The 20381-nt window shown below is 28.9% G+C and carries 18 protein-coding genes and 1 pseudogene; 17 read left to right on the top strand and 2 right to left on the bottom strand.

What is annotated here, in order from left to right; all coding sequences use genetic code 11:
- Positions 1–35: 35 nt before the first annotated feature.
- From asrA to H8S10_RS13785, 8 genes and pseudogenes are all read left to right on the top strand, one after another.
- Positions 36–1049: pseudogene (gene asrA, locus H8S10_RS13820) on the top strand (anaerobic sulfite reductase subunit AsrA).
- Between the two features lies 1 nt (position 1050).
- The gene (asrB, locus tag H8S10_RS13815) at positions 1051–1845 is read left to right on the top strand and encodes an anaerobic sulfite reductase subunit AsrB (protein ID WP_186839265.1); all 795 of its coding nucleotides are present in this window, start codon (positions 1051–1053) and stop codon (positions 1843–1845) included.
- A gap of 11 nt (positions 1846–1856) precedes the next feature.
- The gene (gene asrC / locus H8S10_RS13810; RefSeq protein WP_186839264.1) at positions 1857–2828 is read left to right on the top strand and encodes a sulfite reductase subunit C; all 972 of its coding nucleotides are present in this window, start codon (positions 1857–1859) and stop codon (positions 2826–2828) included.
- A gap of 15 nt (positions 2829–2843) precedes the next feature.
- Complete coding sequence (locus H8S10_RS13805; RefSeq protein WP_186839263.1) at positions 2844–4919, top strand: nitrate reductase; 2076 nt, start codon at positions 2844–2846, stop codon at positions 4917–4919.
- A 6-nt stretch (positions 4920–4925) separates the two neighbouring features.
- Positions 4926–5342, top strand: a complete 417-nt coding sequence (locus tag H8S10_RS13800) for a 4Fe-4S dicluster domain-containing protein (RefSeq protein ID WP_055267927.1) — start codon at positions 4926–4928, stop codon at positions 5340–5342.
- Positions 5339–6562 carry an FAD-dependent oxidoreductase gene (locus tag H8S10_RS13795; protein ID WP_186839262.1) on the top strand — a complete coding sequence of 408 codons (1224 nt, stop codon included), beginning with the start codon at positions 5339–5341 and terminating at the stop codon, positions 6560–6562. Before H8S10_RS13800 ends, H8S10_RS13795 begins: the two co-directional genes overlap by 4 nt.
- A gap of 451 nt (positions 6563–7013) precedes the next feature.
- Positions 7014–7559, top strand: coding sequence for a biotin transporter BioY (locus tag H8S10_RS13790; RefSeq protein ID WP_186839261.1), 546 nt, complete (start codon positions 7014–7016; stop codon positions 7557–7559).
- A 141-nt stretch (positions 7560–7700) separates the two neighbouring features.
- Positions 7701–8876 carry an MFS transporter gene (locus H8S10_RS13785; RefSeq protein ID WP_186839260.1) on the top strand — a complete coding sequence of 392 codons (1176 nt, stop codon included), beginning with the start codon at positions 7701–7703 and terminating at the stop codon, positions 8874–8876.
- Positions 8877–9079: 203 nt separating this feature from the next.
- Here H8S10_RS13785 and H8S10_RS13780 read toward each other — a convergent pair whose 3' ends face one another.
- Complete coding sequence (locus H8S10_RS13780; protein WP_186839259.1) at positions 9080–9787, bottom strand: superoxide dismutase; 708 nt, start codon at positions 9785–9787, stop codon at positions 9080–9082.
- A 174-nt stretch (positions 9788–9961) separates the two neighbouring features.
- Between H8S10_RS13780 and H8S10_RS13775 the strand changes: the two genes are divergently transcribed.
- From H8S10_RS13775 to H8S10_RS13735, 9 genes are all read left to right on the top strand, one after another.
- Positions 9962–10492 (top strand): N-acetyltransferase, encoded by a 531-nt coding sequence (locus H8S10_RS13775; protein WP_055267918.1) that lies wholly within the window; start codon positions 9962–9964, stop codon positions 10490–10492.
- 124 nt (positions 10493–10616) lie between these two features.
- Positions 10617–11792: an exonuclease SbcCD subunit D gene (locus H8S10_RS13770; RefSeq protein ID WP_186839258.1), complete on the top strand. Its 1176-nt coding sequence runs from the start codon at positions 10617–10619 to the stop codon at positions 11790–11792.
- Positions 11793–11798: 6 nt separating this feature from the next.
- Positions 11799–14954 (top strand): AAA family ATPase, encoded by a 3156-nt coding sequence (locus H8S10_RS13765; RefSeq protein WP_186839257.1) that lies wholly within the window; start codon positions 11799–11801, stop codon positions 14952–14954.
- A 120-nt stretch (positions 14955–15074) separates the two neighbouring features.
- Positions 15075–15404 (top strand): hypothetical protein, encoded by a 330-nt coding sequence (locus tag H8S10_RS13760; RefSeq protein WP_055267912.1) that lies wholly within the window; start codon positions 15075–15077, stop codon positions 15402–15404.
- Positions 15405–15576: 172 nt separating this feature from the next.
- Positions 15577–16662 carry an AI-2E family transporter gene (locus tag H8S10_RS13755; protein WP_055267910.1) on the top strand — a complete coding sequence of 362 codons (1086 nt, stop codon included), beginning with the start codon at positions 15577–15579 and terminating at the stop codon, positions 16660–16662.
- A gap of 74 nt (positions 16663–16736) precedes the next feature.
- The gene (locus H8S10_RS13750) at positions 16737–16928 is read left to right on the top strand and encodes a hypothetical protein (RefSeq protein ID WP_055267908.1); all 192 of its coding nucleotides are present in this window, start codon (positions 16737–16739) and stop codon (positions 16926–16928) included.
- 216 nt (positions 16929–17144) lie between these two features.
- Positions 17145–17480, top strand: a complete 336-nt coding sequence (locus tag H8S10_RS13745) for a PadR family transcriptional regulator (protein WP_186839256.1) — start codon at positions 17145–17147, stop codon at positions 17478–17480.
- Position 17481: 1 nt separating this feature from the next.
- Positions 17482–18060, top strand: a complete 579-nt coding sequence (locus tag H8S10_RS13740) for a DUF1700 domain-containing protein (protein WP_186839255.1) — start codon at positions 17482–17484, stop codon at positions 18058–18060.
- A 12-nt stretch (positions 18061–18072) separates the two neighbouring features.
- Positions 18073–18903, top strand: a complete 831-nt coding sequence (locus H8S10_RS13735) for a DUF4097 family beta strand repeat-containing protein (RefSeq protein WP_186839254.1) — start codon at positions 18073–18075, stop codon at positions 18901–18903.
- A gap of 90 nt (positions 18904–18993) precedes the next feature.
- Here the strand turns inward: H8S10_RS13735 and H8S10_RS13730 are convergent, their stop codons facing one another.
- Positions 18994–20115 (bottom strand): aldo/keto reductase, encoded by a 1122-nt coding sequence (locus tag H8S10_RS13730; RefSeq protein ID WP_055267900.1) that lies wholly within the window; start codon positions 20113–20115, stop codon positions 18994–18996.
- Between the last annotated feature and the right edge of the window lie 266 nt (positions 20116–20381).

Below are 20381 nucleotides of genomic sequence, written 5' to 3'. Positions count from 1 at the left end.
CTAAAAATAAGATAATGAGAGAGGTGGTAAATAAAATGAAAGTAAAAATACCGGTTAAAAGGTTTGATGAAATATTAGTTGCTTTGAAGAATTATTACAGGATTTTTGCACCTGTTTCTATACCTTATAGAGGAACATACTCTGATACTGATGTAATTAGATATGAAGAAATAAATAGTATTAAGGAAGTAGAGTTTGGAAGAAAGTCGCAGTTTTCAGCAAAAGATGTGGTAATGCCAGTAACAGAAACATTATTTTATTTTAGTGAAGATGAATATAAAATACCAAAGATAGATGAGCGTAAAATTTTAGTTTTTATGAGATCTTGTGATATACACAGTTTAGATAGAATTGATAATGTTTATTTAAGAAATGGTAGCGAGCCTGATTTTTATTATAAACGACTTAGAGATAAGGTTAAAATTGTAGCTATGGGCTGTGAAGAGAGTTTTAGAAATTGTTTTTGTGTAAGCTTTAATACTAATAAGACAGATAATTATTCTTTAGGGATAAAAGTAGATAAAGAAGATGTTTATATAGAGATTAAAGATAAAGAGTTTGAAGATATTTTTAATGGAGAAAAAGTAGATTTTAATATTAACTTTGTTGAGTCTAATGGAGTTTATGTAAACTTACCTAAAGATATGGACCCATTAAAGGTATCACAAGCAGATTTTTGGAGAGATTATGACTATAGATGTATAGCTTGTGGAAGATGTAACTTCTCTTGTCCAACTTGCTCATGATTTACAATGCAAGATATTGTTAGTGTTGATAATCCTAAGGTTGGAGAAAGAAGAAGAGTAGGAGCATCTTGTCAAGTAGAAGGATTTACTACAATGGCTGGTGGTCATGATGTAAGACAGAAAAATAGCGATAAGATGAGATTTAGAACTTTACATAAAATGTATGATTATGGTAAAAGATTTGGAGTTCAGATGTGTGTAGGATGTGGAAGATGCGATGATGTTTGTCCACAATATATTTCTCTTTCAACAGCAATGAATAGAGTTACAGATTACGTAAGAGATATGGAGGGAGAGAAATAGTATGGAAAACTTATATATACCAAAGCGTGCTAAAATATTAAAAATAATAAAGCATACAGATAAAGAGTGGACATTTAGAGTGTATGCAAATTCTAAAGATGTAAGGCCAGGCCAGTTTTATGAAATTTCTATGCCTAAGCATGGTGAAAGTCCTATATCGGTATCATGGATAGGCGAGAATACATTAGATTTTACTATCAGGGCTGTAGGAAAGGTTACTGATGAAATTTTTAAATTAGAAGAGGGAGATAATCTTTTAATTAGAGGTCCTTATGGTAATGGATTTGATGTAAATCAGTATAAAGATAAAGAGATAATTATAGTTTCAGGAGGTAGCGGATTAGCTCCGGTAAGAGGAATTATAGAGTACTTTTATAATAATTATGATGAATGTAAGGGGGTAACTTTAATTTGTGGATTTAGATCACCTAATGATGTACTTTTTGTTGAAGATATTAGAAGATATGATGACAAGATGAATGTAATTCTTACTGTAGATGGAGCAGATTCAAATTATGATGGGAATATTGGATTAGTTACAAAATATATACCAGAACTAAAAATTAAGAATATAGATAATGTGGCAGGAATAGTAGTAGGTCCGCCAATGATGATGAAATTTGCAATTATAGAACTACAGAAGTTAGGGATTAAAGATGAAGATTTATGGGTATCTTATGAAAGAAAAATGAGCTGTGGATTAGGAAAATGTGGCCATTGTAAGATGGATTCAACTTATATATGTGTAGATGGACCAGTATTTAATTTTAGCTTTGGCAAAACTTTATATGATTAGGAGGTGAAAATATGATTAGGGATTTAGATACTGGGAAAGTGATGAAAAATGCATTTAGAATAACTAAAAATAAATATGTTACTGCTCTTAGAGTTAGAATTCCAGGCGGAGCATTAAGTGCAGAAACATTAAAAATGGTAGCTGATATAGCTAATAAATATGGTGATGGATCTGTTCATATGATAACAAGGCAAGGGTTTGAAATACTTAATATACCTATGGAGTATATGGAAGAGGTAAATAAAGAAATACAACCTTTGATAGATAAAACAAAAATAAATCAACCTATAGAAGGAGAAGGGTATCCAGCAGCAGGTACAAGAAATATAGCAGCTTGCATAGGTAATAAAGTATGTCCTAAAGCACAGTATAATACTACTGATTTTGCAAGAAAAATAGAAAATATAGTTTATCCTAATCATCTTCATGTAAAAATAGCTTTTACAGGATGCCCTAATGATTGTATAAAATCAAGGATGCATGATATAGGCGTAATTGGTATGTGTTTACCAGAGTATAACTCATATAGATGTATATCTTGTGGTGCGTGCGTTAAAAAATGTAAACAGGTATCTACAAATGCCTTAAAAGGTGTTAACTATAAAGTTGTTAGAGATCATGACAAATGCATTGGCTGTGGAGAGTGTGTTTTAGTATGCCCAAACAATGCTTGGACAAGAAATCCTAAAAAGTATTTTAGAGTTTGTATCATGGGTAGAACGGGAAAGAAGAATCCAAGAATAGCACAAGATTTTATTAAATGGGCTGATGAGGATTCAGTAACAAAGATAATAGAAAATACATATAAGTTTACAGAAGAATACATAGATCCTAATGCTCCGATGAGAAAGGAGCATATAGGTTATATAGTTGATAGAATGGGATTCAAACTATATAAGGATTATGCTTTAGAAGGTGTTAAGTTACCAGATATCGCAGAAGTAAAAGATTTCGTTTATTGGAATGGAATACATTATCGTTAGAAGGAGTAAAATTTTATGAAAGTAGTACAATCAACTTGTAATTATTGCTCTATTGCATGTAACGTAGATTTTCATGTGGAAGATGATCATATTGTAAAGGTGGTACCTACAGTTGGGTATCCTGTAAATAACGGATTTTGTTGTATAAAAGGATTAAACTTAGATAAGCAAAATACAAAATATCATAATCCAGTATTACCGCTATTAAGAGATGAAGAAGGTAATATGAATCAAATATCATGGAATGAAGCTTTTAAGTATTTTGCAAAGAGGATTAATGAAATTCAAGATCAGTATGGTAAAGAAAGTGTTGCATTTATTAGTACAGGTCAACTTGCTACAGAGGAAATGGCACTTATAGGTCATATAGGAAGGAATTATCTTGGAGGTAATGGTGATGGTAACACTAGACTATGTATGGCAACATCTGTTGTAGCTTATAAGCAAAGCTTTGGTTTTGATGCACCACCGTATACTCTTCATGATTTAGAAGTATCAGATGTAATAATATTTATTGGAGCAAATCCAGTAGTTGCTCATCCAATTCTTTGGGGAAGAGTTAAGAATAATCCAGGAGCAAAAATAATTACTATTGACCCTAGGCGTTCAGAAACAGCAAGTAATTCTGATATATGGATAGATATAAAACCTAAAACAGATTTATATTTGTTATATGCATTAGCAAATGTATTAATAGAAAAAGGATGGATTGACGAAGAATTCATTCAAAATCATACAGAAGATTTTGATGGATTTAAAGAACATGTTAAAAAATATAAATTAGAAAATATAGAGGAGAAAACAGGAATATCTAAAGGTAGAGTTTTAGAATTAGCAGAGATAATACATAATGGAAAGAATGTATCATTCTGGTGGACTATGGGCGTTAACCAAAGTTATCAAGCGGTAAGAACTGCTCAAGGAATAATTAATTTAGCTCTTATGACAGGAAATATAGGAAGAGAAGGCACAGGAGCTAACTCTATAACTGGTCAATGTAATGCTATGGGGTCTAGAGTTTATAGTAATACTACAGGACTTTATGGTGGTGGAGACTATGACAATGAAAATAGACGTAAAGCTGTAGCTAAAGCATTAAATATTGATCCAGAGATGTTACCTAAAAAGCCTACACTTCCTTATAACGTAATAATTCAAAAGGCGATTGAAGGAGAGATAAAAGCTTTATGGATAGTTGCTACTAATCCAAGATCATCATGGATTAATAATGAAGAATTTAAAAAAGCAGCAGAAAAAGTTGATTTCTTAGTAGTTCAAGATATGTATGGCGAAACTGATACTATAAAGTATTGTCACTTATTACTTCCATCTACAGGAGGACTTAAAAAGAAAGGTGTTCTTATAAATACAGAGAGAAGATTATCAACTATAAATCCTGTTCTTGAAAAGAAAGAAAATGAACTTACTGATTATGATATATTCCTAGGAATTGGAGATGCTCTTGGAATGGGTAGTTTATTAGATAAATGGAGAACTCCAGAAGAGGCTTTTAATACATTAAAAGAATGTAGTAAAGGTATGCCTTGTGATATTTCAGGAGTTACTTATGATATGATTACTAATTCAAAAGGAGTACAATGGCCTTTTAAAGAAGGGGATGTATTAGAGTCAAATGAGAGAAGATTATTTGAAGATAAAAAGTTCTATACTCCAAGTGGTAAGGCAAAGTTTATATATGAAGATGTAGCAGAATGGCCAGTGAAATTATCAGAAGAATATCCTTATATATTAAATACAGGAAGAGGTACTGTAGGGCAATGGCATACTCAAACTAGAACTAGAGAGATTGCTACTGTAGAAGCTATAGTTCCAGAACATGCTTATATAAATATTAATCCTGAATTAGCAGAGGAATTAGGAATTAAGGAAAATGATAAAGTAAGAGTAAGTTCATCTAATGGAGTTGCTAGAGAATTTATTGCGAAATTATCTAGAACAGTAAAGAAGAATGAAATATATGCACCTATGCATTATATAGAAGCAAATGCTTTATTACCATCATTTTTTGATACATATTCAAAGGAACCATCATTTAAGCTAGCTGCTGTTAATATAGAGAAAGTAGGTTAATAGTATATGAAGAGAATTAAGATAGATAGAAAAAAATGTATTGGATGTCTTACTTGTACTACAGCATGTATCGTATCTCATGGTTCAGAAGATACAAGAAGTAGGATAGCTATAAATAGTGATGGTAGATATTCACCAATATTTTGTAGACACTGTGATAGACCAGAGTGTGTGTATACCTGTATGACAGGAGCCATGAGAAGAGATGATGATACTGGACTTGTTCTATATGATAAGTCAAGATGTGCAAGTTGCTTTATGTGTATCATGGCATGTCCGTATGGGGTGTTAAAGATGAATCACCTAAATAATAAGGAAGTTATGAAGTGTGATATGTGTAGAGAAACTGAAAGTGGAACACCTCAATGTGTAGCTAAATGTCCTATGGCAGCAATAACATTAGAGGAGGTAGATGAAGTATGAGATATATAGTTGTTGGAGCATCTGCAGCTGGTATAAGTGGAGCTAAAACATTGAGAGAACTAGATAAAGAAGCTGAGATAATATTAGTTTCTAAAGATGATTATGTATACTCTAGATGTATCCTTCATCATTATTTAGATGGGAGAAGAACTATTGAAGATTTAGATTTTACTCCAAGAAAGTTCTTTGATTTATATAATATAAAATGGATGAAAGGTATTGAGGTTATAGGGATAAAGCCTAAAGAACATAAATTAACATTAGATAATGGAGAAGAATTAAGTTATGATAAGGTATTATTAGCTACAGGTTCATCATCTTTTATTCCGCCTGTACCTGGATTAAGAGAAGGTAATAATGTGGTAGGATTAAGAAATCTAGATGATGCTATTAAAATTAAGGATGTAGCAGAAAAGTGTAAAAATGTAGTTATACTAGGAGCTGGATTGGTAGGAGTAGATGCTTTAGCAGGACTTGTAGATTATGATATTAAACTAACAATGGTTGAGATGGGAGATAGGATATTACCTCTTCAATTAGATAATTACGCAGCTAAAGTTTATCAAGATATGCTTACAGATAAAGGTGTAGATTTAAAACTTGGAGTGAGAGCAGAACAACTTGTTTTAGATAATGATAATAATCCCGTAGAGTTACTTTTAAATACTGGAGAAAAAATTCCTTGCGATTTAGTTATAGCTTGTACTGGAGTAAGATCAAACGTTGGATTCTTAAAAGATAGTGGAATAGAAACAGATAAATTTGGTCTTATCATAAATGAAAAAGGTGAAACTGATACTAAAGATGTTTATGGAGCAGGAGATATAACTGGTAGAAATCCAATTTGGCCAACAGCTGTGAAAGAAGGAATAATAGCAGCTAATAATATGTACGGAAAAGAACTATATATGACAGATTTCTTTGGTAGTAAAAATACAATGAATTTTTTAGGATTAGCGACTATGTCCTTAGGAGTTGTAGTTAAACCAGATGATTCATATGAAGAAGTAATAGATTGTGATGGTAAGTATTACAAAAAAGTTATATATAAGGATGGAAAGATTTACGGGGCTATAATCCAAGGAGATTTATCATATGCAGGTGTTTTAACTCAGCTTATAAAAGAAAAAATAGATGTATCAAAAGTAAAGAAACCATTATTTGATATAGATTATGCAGATTTTTTCAATATAAAAGAAAACCTTGAATATACATATTAAACATTTATCAAATAAAATAAAAATAGTGAAGAAGTACTTTAAAGTAAATGGTTAAAAGTAAAAAAGTATAAATTACTTTATTTAATAGAAAATGATAAATGTAGAATGGCAAATTAATAGAAACTGCTATGGCAGTTTCTATTAATAAAATTCTATATATTTAAATAAAGTATTGTTTTTATTTCTGAAAGTATTATTAAAATTAAATAGTTTGACAATCAAAATAAAATACTTTATTTTAAGTAGGAGGGTATAGAGAGGAGGATAATATATAAATTTAACTGAATAACTAGGAAAGGTATGTAATGAAAATTCAATTAATTTTTATAGGACAAGCCTTTATTAATATTTAGTATGATTATGAAAAAAGTGTACCTTCATCATTTTAGATATGAACAAAATATTATTGCTTTTTAAAAATAAAATTGTTATAGAAGGAGTGTTTAAATAAATGATTAATATTGAAAAAAGAAATAAAGTTAGAGATATAACAGCTATTGGATTAATGGTAGCACTTTTATGTATATCATCATATATAGCTTTTCCAATTTCGTTTACACCAATAATGATAACATCACAAACTATAATAATTAATTTGATAGCTCTTATCATGAGTACCAAAAATGGTATGTTATCAATAATAGTGTTTTATCTTATTGGAGCAATTGGACTACCTGTATTTTCAGGAGGAAAATCTGGTATTGGAACTTTAGTAGGACCTAGTGGAGGTTATTTTTTAGGTTTTCTATTGGCAGTACTTATTATTACTTTAATTAGAGGTAAGGCTTTAGATTTAAAAAAATCTATTATGTTAACAGTTTTAGTAGGTATGGTAATTATTTATATTTGCGGAGCTACATGGATGGGATATTATAACGGATTATCATTTGTTGAAAATGTAAAAGTATCTATTATACCGTTTATTCTAGGAGATCTTATTAAATGCGTTTTAGCGTCTTTTATAGCTATAAGAATTAATAAGATATATGGATGTTGAAAAATATCTAATAAATAAAAAAATATTGATTATTTAACAGAAAGTTAAAATGTATTTAGCAAACTAGTCATATGATATTAATAGGGGAGGATTGATAAAAATACATATCTAAAATTACAGATATAAATGAGGGGGATAAGGATGGGAAAACTAAATTACAAAAAGACGTTTTTACTTGGCTTTGGATTTTTTGCAACTAGTATAACTTGGTCAGTGTATAATGCATTTATGCCTAAGTTATTAAGTAACTTTATTACAAGATCTGCTATTATAGGATTTATTATGACATTTGATAATTACTTTGCGTTATTTATTCAACCAGCTGTTGGGATGTATAGTGATGGAATTAGGACAAGGTTTGGTAGAAGAATGCCTTTTTTGATGGTTGGAATGCCATTGGCAGTATTATTTATATTTTTAATTCCAAATTATAAGGGATTGGCAACACTTATAGCAGCATTACTTTTAATGAATCTTTCAATGAGTTTATTTCGTTCGCCAGTTATTGCTCTTATGCCGGATATAACACCAGAGGATCAGAGGAGTAAGGCTAACAGCATAATTAATTTTATGGGAGGAATAGGTTCTCTTATAGCCTTTTTTATAGGCTCAATTTTGTGGAAGTTAAGTCCGAAGTATCCATTTTATCTTGCAGGTGTTTTAGTATTATTATCTTTTGTAATTTTGTTTACTTGTATTAAAGAAAAGAGAGACGTAATAAATTATGAACAAGCAGAAAAGAAGGTTAATTTTAAGGAAGGATTTAAAGTAGCGTTTAAAAATCCAAGTACTAAGTTTTTACTTATGGCAATATGCTCTTGGTTTATTGGATATAACGGGATAGAAACTTTTTTTACTAGATATAGTGAAATGTATCTTGGAATAGATGTAAGTGCAGCAGCATTTAGCTTTACCTTTGTATCTTTAAGTTTTTTAGTTTTTGCTATTCCAGCAGGTATAATTGGGACAAAGCTAGGCAAGAAAAAGACTATAACTATTGGATTAATAGGTGCGATGGCTATATTTTGTATATTAATTTTTGTTAAGAATATTTTAATAATAAGAGCATTTTTCCTTGCTCTTGGAGTTTTCTGGGCAATGATTAATATTAATTCATATCCTTTTGTAGCTCAGATGTCACCACTTGGATATTTGGGAACATTTACAGGTATGTATTATTTATTTTCATCAATAGCAAATATAATATCACCACCACTTCTTGGACTTTTATTTGATTTAATAGGATATAATTGTATGTTTGTATACGGTTTATTCTTTATGATATTAGCATTTTTATTTATGAGAAAAGTAAAGTAGTTCGCTGTGTAAAGAGAAAAAGATTGAATATGTTAAAAGAAAAGGAAGCTTCTCTTTTAATAAGTAAAAAAGTGCCTAATTAGCACTTTTTTACTTATTTATTTATATGTGAAATATTATATTTTCACTTAGAATAGCTACGTTGAATTTAGTATAGCAAACTTTAATCTTACGAAATAATCTTTGCCTTAGCATAGCTACTTTTATCTTGACGCAGTAACAGCATTGTAGTTTCTTTCTGCTTGTTCCCAGTTTACAGTATTCCACCAAGCGTCTATATATTCACCACGTCTATTTTGATATTTTAAATAATAAGCGTGTTCCCATACATCTACTCCTATTATAGGAATTAAGCCTTGAGTTATAGGAGTATCTTGATTTGCAGTACTTATAATTGACAAGTTACCTTCTTTATCTGAAACTAGCCATGCCCAACCAGAACCAAATCTATTTAGAGCAGCTATTTTAAATCGGGTTTTAAAATCATCAAATGTTCCAAAAGTTTTACTTATTGCTTTCGCTAAGTTACCCATAGGAACTCCAGGTTGTTCAGGAGCCATTATAGACCAGAAAAACTCATGATTATAAACGCCACCAGCATTATTTATAATAGCTTGCTTAACATCGCTAGGAAGAGAATCCACATTTGTTAATAATCCCTCTAAACCTTTAGAATACAATTCAGGATATTTAGAGATAGCATTATTTAAATTGTCTACATAAGCTTTTTGATGTTTATCATGATGGATAATCATAGTTTCCTTATCAATGTATGGTTCTAAAGCATCATATTCATATGGCAATGGATTAAGAGTAAATTTATTTTTTTCTAATTCTTCACCATAGCAGATAGATGACGTTAGGCTAAAGAAAGTTAAAAATAAACATAAGAACGTTAAAAATTTTTTCATTTGTATCACCTCTATTATTAGTATGGATTTAATATATAAATTTATAAGAATTTTTCTACGAAGTGAAACTTTTTATAAGAGCAAGAGTCTAAGATTATATAAGACAAACTTGAAGTTTATGGTAAAAATATATTAAAATATGTAGAGAATATTATTTATTGCAGGAGAGAAAATATGGAGATAAATATAAGAGAAGAGTTAGAAAAAGATTATGAAGTAGTAGAAAGACTAACTGAAGAGGCTTTTAAAAATGCAGTGCATAGCGATGGAACAGAACATTTATTAGTAAATAGACTAAGGAAAAGTGATGACTTTATAAAAGAACTTTCATTAGTTGCAGAGGATAATGGAAAAGTTATTGCTCATTTAATGCTTACTAAAGCAAAAATTAATAATGGAGATATGAGTGTTGAAACATTAGCATTAGCACCTGTATCTGTAATACCTGAGTATCAAGGTAAAGGAATTGGAAGTAAGCTTATAAATGTTGCATTAGAAAGTGCTAGAAGATTAGGATATAAGTCTGTTATAGTTTTAGGGCATGATAAGTATTACCCTAAATTTGGTTTTGTTCCTGCAAGTAAATATGGAATAAAAGCTCCTTTTGATGTACCAGATGAGGCTTTTATGGTTAAAGAGCTAAACGATGGTAGCTTAATCGGAGTTAGTGGAATTGTTGAATATACAAAAGAGTTTTTTGAATAGAAAGATATAAAGTGTAACTTAGGTTGCACTTATTTTTTTGTTCATTAATTTTTTATATAGTAGTTACTTGTATTTTGATATAATAAAATTATGTAAATTTACTAAGTATAAGGAAGTGAAATAGATGAAAATAATCCATACAGGAGATTGGCATATAGGAAAAATTGTAAATGAGTTTTCTATGATAGAAGACCAAAAATTTTATCTTGATAGATTAATAGAATTATTAGAAGAAGAAAGACCAGATGCTTTTATAATAGCAGGTGATATATATGACCGTTCAGTACCACCAGCAGAGGCTGTAGAACTATTGGATAATGTATTAAGTAAAATAATTTTAGAATTAAACATACCTGTTTTAGCTATTTCAGGTAATCATGATAGTCCTGAGAGGTTGTCATTTGGAAGTAAGTTGCTAAAAGATAAAGGATTATATATAGAGGGAACGTTTAAGAAAGAAATAAGAAAGGTAACTATAAAAGATGAATTTGGAAATGTTAACTTTTATTTATTACCATTTGTTGATCCAGCAAAAGTTAGATTGATTTATAAAAATGATGAGATAAGAACTTATGATGATGCTATGAAGTTTTTAGTTAATGAGTTAGAAAAAGATATAAATAAAGATGAAAGAAATGTTTTAATAACTCATGGATATGTAACTTTTAATATGGAAGATAAAGAGAATAAAGGTGATTTAGAACTTTCAGATTCAGAAAGACCATTATCTATTGGAGGTGCAGACTTAATAGATGGAAGAAATTTTGACTTGTTTAATTATGTTGCTTTAGGACACCTTCATAGACCACAAAAGGTTGGAGGAAACAGAATAAGATATTCAGGTTCTCTATTGAAATATTCAGTATCAGAGTGTGAGCAAAATAAAAGCATACCTATAATCACATTAGATGAAAAAGGAGAAGTAGAAGTTGAATTAAGAAAGCTACAGGTATTAAGAGATATGAGAGTTGTTGAAGGACCTTTAGAAAAACTTATAGATAGAGATACACATAAAGGTGAAAATTTAAATGACTATATATTTGCAAATCTTACTGATGAAGGTGAAGTTATTGATGCAATATCAAAGTTAAGAGCTGTATTTCCAAATGTAATGGGATTAAAAATGGTAAATTCGAGAGAAAAAAATGTGGATAGTAAAACTTCAGCAGGAAATAATTTTAGAGATAAATCAGAATCAGAGCTGTTTACAGATTTTTATTTAAGCATAAAAGGGAAAGAGATGGATCAAGAAAGAATAGAAGTTTTAAATAAAGTTTTAGAGGAAATTGGAAGGGGGTAGTGATATATGAGACCATTAAAGCTTATAATAAATGCTTTTGGACCTTATGCAGGAAAGGAAGAAATAGATTTTACTAAAATAAAAGGGAGTAATATATTTGTTATATCAGGACCTACTGGAGCAGGAAAGACCACTATCTTTGATGCTATATCATTTGCATTATTTGGAGAGGCAAGTGGCACAAGTAGGACTATGGAGTCATTAAAAAGCCATCATGCTAAAGGAACAGATATTGCGTATGTAGAATTAGAATTTTTAGCAAAAGGGAAAAAATATAAGATAATTAGAAAACCAACTCAAACTGTAGATAAGGTATATAAAAATGGTACTATTAAGCAAATAGATAAAAAGCACGAAGCAGAACTCTATTTAGATGATGAAACAGTAATATCAAGACCATCAGAGGCAACAGAAAAGATACAGCAAATTTTGGGGTTAAATGCTAGCCAATTTAAACAAATAGTTATGCTTCCACAAGGTGAATTTAAAAAATTATTAGAAGCTGAAAGTAAGGATAAAGAGCCGATATTCAGAAATATATTTGGAACAGAAAGATTTCTTAGTATTCAAAAGAAATTAGATGATAAAAGTACAGAACTTAGAAATAGAGTTTTATCGGAAAAACAAAGAAGAGATGCTTTTATTAGTAAAATAGATCCAGTAGTAAATGATGAGCTAAGAAAATTGATAAATAGTGTAGACAAAGATGTATTAGAGATTATTAAATTAACTAAAGCTCTTATTGAAAAAGATAAATCTGATGAAAAAGAAATTAACACAAAGATAGAAAAATTAAATGAGGACAAAAAGAGAATAGAAGAAAATAGATTTAAAGCTGAAGAAGATAATAAAAAGCTTCTGTTAAAAGATAGGGTATCTAATGAACTAGAGTTATTAAATTATAAGGAAGAAGAGATTAAGAAAGAAGAGGTTTTACTAGAGAAAGCTAAAAAAGCAAAGGATATTATTCATCTAGAAAAATCAGTAATTGAAGCTGAAGAAAAATTAAAAGATAATACTACAAGATTAGAAAGTAGTAAGAAAGCTTTAGTTGATAGTGAAATTATTTTTAATGTTAAAAATAAAGCTTATGAAAAGGCAGAATTAGAAATAAAGCAAAAGGATGCTTTAATAAGGGGAAAACTGGAAGTTGAAAAGAAACTTGAGAAGTTTAAGATTTATAAGGAAAAAGAAATATTAGTAAAACAACTTACAGATGAACTAAATAGACAAACAAAAAATATTGAGCTTTTAGAAAAGGACCTAAAATGCGATAAGGAAAAGCTTGAAAATGATAGAGAAATACAACAAAGTATAACTGAGAATGAAGTATTATTTGTAAGGGTTAGTAATTCTTTAAGAGAAAAGGAAGCTTTAATATTAAAAGCTAAGTCAGTATTTAAAAAGATTCTAGCTTACGAAAATGGAATTAAAATATATAACGAAGAAGCTTTAAGGGTAGTGAGTTTAGAAAAAAAATACTTAATGAAAAAAGAGGAATATGAAAACGGCGATCTTTTATTTAGAAAGGGATTGGCTGGAATCTTAGCTTTAAACCTAGATGAGGGTAGTCAGTGCCCGGTATGTGGTTCAACTAGTCATCCTAATCTAGCTAAAAGACAAGAAAATGTCCCAACTGAAGAGAAGCTTAAAGAATTAAAGGATATTTATGAAGCTGAAAAGAATGTTTATGATAAAGCGTTGAAAGAGCTTGCAATAAAAAAAGCTACTAATGATTCAATGCTAGAAGAGGGAATTAAAGCAGCATTAGATGAAATAAAGGATGTTGTTAATTTTAATGGTGATATAAAACTTCAATTTGATGAGATGAAAAAAGCTGTAACTGAAAGTGGAATAGAGCTTAAAAATGAGATTGAAGAATTAAAAGAAGAAAAAGATAAAATTTCTAAAGTTATAATAAATAAAGATAATGTTAATAAAGAGATTAAAGCATTAGAAGAGAGAATAAAGATAGAAGAAAGTAAAATTGAAGAAGCTAAAAAAAGACAACAAAATAGCTTAGGTAGTTTAACAAGGGAAGAAGGTCTTTTAGCTGAGGCTAAATCAATATTACCAGAGGATATAAAAGATGATAATTTACTTAGAATGCAGGATGTTAGAATTACATCTAAAATAAGAGAATTAGAAGAGAACTTAGAATTAACTAAAAAAGAATTTAATGATATTAAAGATACGTTAACAAAATTAAAGCAAGATGTAGTCAATTATACTGAGCTTAATGAAAGGTATTTAGATGAAGTAGGTAATAAAAAACTTATATTTAATCAAAAGATACAAGAAAGCTTATTTAAGGATATAGATGATTATAATAACGCTAAGAGAAGTGATAATGAGATAAATGTAAAAGATACATATATAAGAGAGTATTATAATAAGTTAACGTCTAAAAAGGATGAGTTTAAAAGAATAAGTGAAGAAACTCAAAACATGATAAAAGTAGATTTAAAAGAATATGATATTTTAATAAATGAAAAGCTTAATGAAATAACTTTATTAAATAAAGAATCAAAAGAAATATATTCAAGAATAAGTAACAATAGGAGTAGTTTAAGAAGTATAGAGGATATTACAACTAAAATACAAGGAGATGAGGCAAAATATAATGTTATAGGCGAACTTGCAGAATTAGCAAAAGGTAATAATGCAGAGAGAATTACCTTTGAAAGATACGTATTAGCAGCATATTTTGATGATATTATAAGAGCAGCTAATAGTAGATTAAGCAAAATGACTAATTCGAGATATACTTTAAAGCGTAAAGAAAGTAGGGAAAAGGGACAAAAACAATCAGGATTAGAACTTGAAGTAATAGATGCATACACTGGGAAAGAAAGACATGTTAAAACTTTATCTGGAGGAGAAGGATTTAAAGCTTCTTTAGCATTAGCCTTAGGTCTTGCAGATGTTATTCAGTCATATGCAGGTGGCGTACAAATTGATACTATGTTTGTAGATGAAGGCTTTGGAACTTTAGATTCAGAAAGTTTAGATAATGCAATAAGTGCTTTAATGGATCTTCAAGACTTAGGTAGATTAGTAGGGGTAATATCTCATGTTCCAGAGTTAAAGGAAAGAGTGGATGCAAGGCTTGAAATAACGCCAGGAAAAGATGGAAGTCACGCAAATTTCATAATTAAATAATATAAAAAAATAGCACAATTTAAGAAGTTTCATATAATACTATAAATACTAAGGTCATATAATATCAACAAGTGTGGTTAATTAAAAAAATATTAAGTTAAATATAAGGAGGGACTTGATATGGGTGTTTGGGGACTAGATATTTATGATGATGATTTAGCAGTTGATATTAAAGAAGAATTTGAACGTTACTTAATGGAAGGAATGGATGAAGCTGAGGCTATAGATGAGTTAATAGCTAGCAATGATAACCTTCTAGATGATCCACAGGATGTGGGGACTTTTGTTTTAACAGTTGCAACATTAGCAAGAGATAATGATGTAACTAGTAAGAAAGTAACTAAAATGCTAAAGGCTTTACACAGGAATAGTGAATATTGGAATGACTTAAAAGAAAATGAAGAAGAATTATATGAAGCAAGAAAAGATTTATTAAGAGAATTTTTATAATAGAGTATGATGAACCTTAGGAAAGTTTAACTTCATCAAAGGTGAAAAGGCACTTACGCGACAGTAGTCTTTTCACCTCGATGTAGTTGAATTTTAACCTATGGTTTAGGTTACATTTTTTTACTTGTTACATAATAATTGATATAATTTAAATTAAGAAAGGATAATAGATGTGGATTTAAAAAGGGGCAGTATTTTAGAATATATTTCTCAAGATTTTATAAATTGGGCAAAAAAAGTTGTAAAATTTTTAATAATATATACATTAGGATTTATACTTTTAGCTGTTAGTTTAAAATATGCATTTCCTTTTGTAATAGCTTTTATAATAGCGATATTGCTAAAACCTATAAAGAATAAAATATTATCATTAAATAAAAATAGTAAGAAAATTAAACTAACAAATGGATTTGTTTCATTTTTATTGACAATAACAATAGTTATTCTTATGTTATCAGCATTAGGTGCAATTCTTTATGAAATAATTTTGCAGACAGGAAAGCTTTTAGAGTATTTAACTAATCCATCAACAGTGGAGGAAATAATAAATGCTATAGATAGTTTTGTTGGTAGCATATTAGCAGGATTAAATAATTTAGACCCAAGTATTGTTGAAAAAATAAATGAAGGCATTATGACTATAGTAAAAGTTATTAGTAGTTTTGCAACAACTTTAGGAAAGAAAATGCTAAGTCTTGCTGGCTCAATTCCAGGAGCACTTATAACAGTTATTGTTACATTGATATCAACGTATTTCTTTACAAAGGAAATAGAAAACATTCAAATAGGAGTTAAAAACATATTTTCTGAAAAAGGACATAAGCTATTTTCAACTGTTAAAGATAAAATGAATTCTGTTTTTGGTGGATATATTAAAGCATATTTATTAATTATGCTAGTGATAGCTTTTATAAGTTCTGTGATATTTACATTAGCTAGAGTAAGTTATGCTTTACCATTAGCAATTTTAACTGCCGTTTTGGATTTTTTACCAATAATAGGAGCTGGTCTTGTATATGGAATTTTAGCAATAATTATGTATTTTAGCGGAAGTAAAACAGCAGCAATAATACTTTTAATTGGATATGTGATTGTTGCATTAGTGAGACAGTTATTAGAGCAAAATCTTGTAGCTTCATTCATAGGTGTTCATCCTATAGTTATGATAATTGGGTTATTTATAGCAATAACTCCATTAGGGTTTTTAGGAATGTTTTATTTTATAGGAGCCTTTTTATTATACCAGACAGTAAAATAGTAGTGAATTAAAGTAGTAAAAATGGATAAAATATTCTATGAAATATTTATTTTTTTACTTGGAGGTTTAATTTTATGGCTCACGAAAAGTTAGAAAAGAAAATAAATGGATTGATGAAAGTGATTAAAAAAGGAAGAATGACTGAGGAAATTGCAGATGAAGTATCCAATGTCATTGATGAGATAGAAGATTTAGGAGATGCTGTAAAGAAGAATTTTTCTTCATCATTAAATGAAATGAAAAAGGCATTAAAGAAGATGAAATAAAAGTAAGTAATATAAGGAGCTGTTGCAAATGCATAGCTCCTTATTTAATTAATAATAAATAAGTTTAAATTAATATATGATTATGATGAACTGTATTACGGTAATGAGTATTTTCATAATGAATATGGAAAAAAATACAAAAAAGTATTGTGTATTACACAGTATGGTAATATAATATACTGTGTAATACACAATAAGTTGTGAAGAGGTGAGGAAATGAATACTCAGTTCAAAAAAGGAATTATAGAGTTATGTGTTCTATCTCTTATTTCAAAGAAGGATATGTATGGATATGAGGTAGTTAAGGATATAGAAGCAGATATGGATGTTACAGAAAATACTATATATCCTATATTGAGAAGACTTACAAAGGAAGGTAATTTTTCGACTTATACTAAAGTGTGCGAAGGTAGCAAGGAGAGAAAATACTATAAGATTACAGAAGAAGGAAAGATTCATTATGAGAATATGGTAAAAGGGTGGAGTGAGTTTGTAGTAAGTGTTAATAAGGTTTTAAGTTATGAATATAAAGATAGTAAGGAAGGTGAATAAAATGACTAAAGGTGAATTCTTATATAACCTTAGAAGCAATTTATCAATATTACCAAAAGAAGAAATAGAGAATATAATCGAAGATTATAGTATGCATATAAATGAGCTATTAGATGAAGGCGAATCTTTAGAGCAAATATTAAATAAATTGGGAGATCCAAAAGAAATAGCAAAACAATATATAGAAGAGCTTGACTATGAAGATAGTGTTAAAGAATATAAGAATACAGAGGCTCAATATAGAGTAAATGAAAGTAATTATGAAGCTAAAAAAGTTAAAAGTGGGAATATTGCCTTGTTTGTATTTATGCAGATAGTTAATTTTTTATTTTTAGCATGGGTAGTATTTGGAGTTGGAGTAGCTGTATTTTCAGTAGGGGTAAGCGGAATTGCAGTAGCTGGAAGTTCTTTAGCAATATTATTTTTAAATACTAGTGTAAATATTGGAATTAGATTATTAAAGACTTTTGTTATGGCTGGTGTAGGAATATTATTATTTAATGCTGCACTTGCAATAGCTATTGGAATGGTAAAATTAATGATTAAATATGTTAAGTGGAATATAAGCTTAATATCTTAGGGGGGATAAAAGGTGAAGAAGTATTTTATAATATCGTCTATATTAGCGCTTATTATGTTAATTGTAGGAAGCATTGGACTATTAGCAACAGGAGAAGCTTTTAGAGGAATCAGTTTTGGCAATTATGGAGTAAAGTTTAATGGTGTAGCTGAATCTTTTACGCAAGAAATAGATGTAGCTAGTAGTAATATTAAATTTAACTTAAATGTTCCTAATACGAAGGTTGAAATTTATAGTGGGACTAATAATAGGATAATAGTTAATTGCTGGTATAATAATGAAAATGATAAATTTACAATAGATAGTAATGAAGATACTATAAATATAAAAAGAAAAGAAAGCTATGGAACTATAAATCTTTTTGATTTTTCAAGTATTGCTGGTACTGTAGAGATAATTGTTCCAGAAAGTATAATTGGGAACTATACTGTAGAAGCAACTAATGGAAATATAGATATAAATGATATTAAAGCAAGTAATATTGATATTGAAACTACAAATGGAAACTTTGAAATAGGTGATATAACAGTTGAAGGTGAAGTTAAAATAAATACTAATAACGGTAGAGTTGTAGCTGAAGATATAAACGCAGAATCTATTAGTTTTGAAACTACTAATGGATTAGTTGATATAGAGGATATAAAATCAAATGATATAAGAGTAAGAACTACAAATGGTCTTATAAAAGCATATAATTGTTATAGTAAGGATATTATACTTAGAACTACAAATGGAGCTATAACATTAGAAAATGAAGATAAGAATTATCAAATAGAAAACTTAGATGTTAATACAACTAATGGAAAAGAAACTGTAAATGCAAATTATAAAAATAGAAAATAGAAAATAGAAAATAGAAAATAGAACTTATGCCTACGGCATAGATAAGTTTATCAGCCGAAGGCATATTTCTTTTTAGTGTTAGTTAGGATTTTATTTTCCTAGTGTATTAACGACCTCTTCAAGTTTTTCTCTAATTCTAATGCTTTGAGGACAAAGCTTCTCACATTTACCACATTTTACGCAAGAAATTGCTTTACTTTCTTCAGACATTGAATTGTAAGATTTTTTACTGCTTTCTATATCTTCAAATAATGAAGCCTTATTTAATAAATCAAAATTTCTAGGGATATTTACACCAACTGGACAAGGCATACAATATTTACATTCAGTACAATTTACTTTGATTTTTGCTTTATAAGAAGATGTAACCTTACTAATTAAATTAAGCTCTTCTTCATTTAGACAATTAGGAGTTGATGTTTCTGCAAAGTTAATGTTATCTATAATATTAGAAAAACTGCTCATTCCAGACAAGACTACGCTAATTCGCGAATCATTCCATAAGTATTTTAATGCCCATTCTACAGGATTTCTTTTATTATTTGCTGTATCCCATAAATCTTGGATATCGTTAGGAATATTGGAAGCAAGTTTACCACCACGTAAAGGTTCCATTATAGCTATACCAAGTCCTTTGTTAGCAGCATACTCTAAACCTTCAGTTCCAGCTTGATAATCTGTATCTAGATAATTATATTGGATTTGACAGAATTCCCAATCATAAGAATCAACTATTTCTTTAAAAACATCCAGAGAATCGTGGAATGAGAATCCGATATGATGTGCTTTACCACTTTTCTTAATAGAATCAAGAAACTCAAATAAACCATTATCCTTTAAATTTGTGAAATACTCTTTATTTAAAGCATGTACTAAATAAAAATCTATATAGTCAGTTCTTAGCCTATTTAGCTGCTCATTAAATATTCTATCCATATCATCTCTACTACTTATTAACCAACTTGGCAATTTAGTAGCTATAAATATATCTTTACGGCAATGCTCTAAAGCTTTACCAACAAAAGATTCAGATTCGCTATTATGATAAGTATAAGCAGTATCAAAATAATTAACTCCTTTAGATAAAGCGTATTGAATCATTTCTGTAGATTTTTCTTCATCAATTTTATTATCTATGGTTGGAAAACGCATACATCCAAAACCAAGTATAGATACTTTCTCATGAGTTTGACCATATTCTCTATATAACATAATTTCCTCCTAAAACAATAGTATAAAAATCATTATAACATAAAAGGATAAAATTAAATATAAAGTAAAATAATGTTTAACAGTAAAGGTTATTATATTATAATTATATAAAATTATTATAATAATAAAATTAAGGTTTAAGGATTGGAATCTGTTAAGTTGATATGAAAAAATAGCTTGATTTTTCATAGAATTGCTCGCTCTTTGAAAATTATATAAGTTTGAATTTTTTATTGTATGGTAAACAAACCTACAATAAAATTGAT

Source organism: Clostridium sp. NSJ-49 (assembly GCF_014287725.1).
GTDB lineage: Bacteria > Bacillota > Clostridia > Clostridiales > Clostridiaceae > Clostridium > Clostridium disporicum_B.
Note: the sequence above shows the minus strand (reverse complement) of the source record. Positions and strands in the feature narration are given on the sequence as shown.

What these genes read in the sequence shown, in the direction of transcription:
- H8S10_RS13765 (WP_186839257.1), top strand. Translation starts at nt 11,799, where the DNA reads ATGAGACCATTAAAGCTTATAATAAATGCTTTTGGACCTTATGCAGGA.
- H8S10_RS13800 (WP_055267927.1), top strand. Translation starts at nt 4,926, where the DNA reads ATGAAGAGAATTAAGATAGATAGAAAAAAATGTATTGGATGTCTTACT.
- H8S10_RS13790 (WP_186839261.1), top strand. Translation starts at nt 7,014, where the DNA reads ATGATTAATATTGAAAAAAGAAATAAAGTTAGAGATATAACAGCTATT.
- H8S10_RS13750 (WP_055267908.1), top strand. Translation starts at nt 16,737, where the DNA reads ATGGCTCACGAAAAGTTAGAAAAGAAAATAAATGGATTGATGAAAGTG.
- asrC (WP_186839264.1), top strand. Translation starts at nt 1,857, where the DNA reads ATGATTAGGGATTTAGATACTGGGAAAGTGATGAAAAATGCATTTAGA.
- H8S10_RS13785 (WP_186839260.1), top strand. Translation starts at nt 7,701, where the DNA reads ATGGGAAAACTAAATTACAAAAAGACGTTTTTACTTGGCTTTGGATTT.
- H8S10_RS13795 (WP_186839262.1), top strand. Translation starts at nt 5,339, where the DNA reads ATGAGATATATAGTTGTTGGAGCATCTGCAGCTGGTATAAGTGGAGCT.
- H8S10_RS13745 (WP_186839256.1), top strand. Translation starts at nt 17,145, where the DNA reads ATGAATACTCAGTTCAAAAAAGGAATTATAGAGTTATGTGTTCTATCT.
- H8S10_RS13730 (WP_055267900.1), bottom strand. Translation starts at nt 20,115, where the DNA reads ATGTTATATAGAGAATATGGTCAAACTCATGAGAAAGTATCTATACTT.
- H8S10_RS13780 (WP_186839259.1), bottom strand. Translation starts at nt 9,787, where the DNA reads ATGAAAAAATTTTTAACGTTCTTATGTTTATTTTTAACTTTCTTTAGC.
- H8S10_RS13760 (WP_055267912.1), top strand. Translation starts at nt 15,075, where the DNA reads ATGGGTGTTTGGGGACTAGATATTTATGATGATGATTTAGCAGTTGAT.
- asrB (WP_186839265.1), top strand. Translation starts at nt 1,051, where the DNA reads ATGGAAAACTTATATATACCAAAGCGTGCTAAAATATTAAAAATAATA.
- H8S10_RS13770 (WP_186839258.1), top strand. Translation starts at nt 10,617, where the DNA reads ATGAAAATAATCCATACAGGAGATTGGCATATAGGAAAAATTGTAAAT.
- H8S10_RS13805 (WP_186839263.1), top strand. Translation starts at nt 2,844, where the DNA reads ATGAAAGTAGTACAATCAACTTGTAATTATTGCTCTATTGCATGTAAC.
- H8S10_RS13740 (WP_186839255.1), top strand. Translation starts at nt 17,482, where the DNA reads ATGACTAAAGGTGAATTCTTATATAACCTTAGAAGCAATTTATCAATA.
- H8S10_RS13775 (WP_055267918.1), top strand. Translation starts at nt 9,962, where the DNA reads ATGGAGATAAATATAAGAGAAGAGTTAGAAAAAGATTATGAAGTAGTA.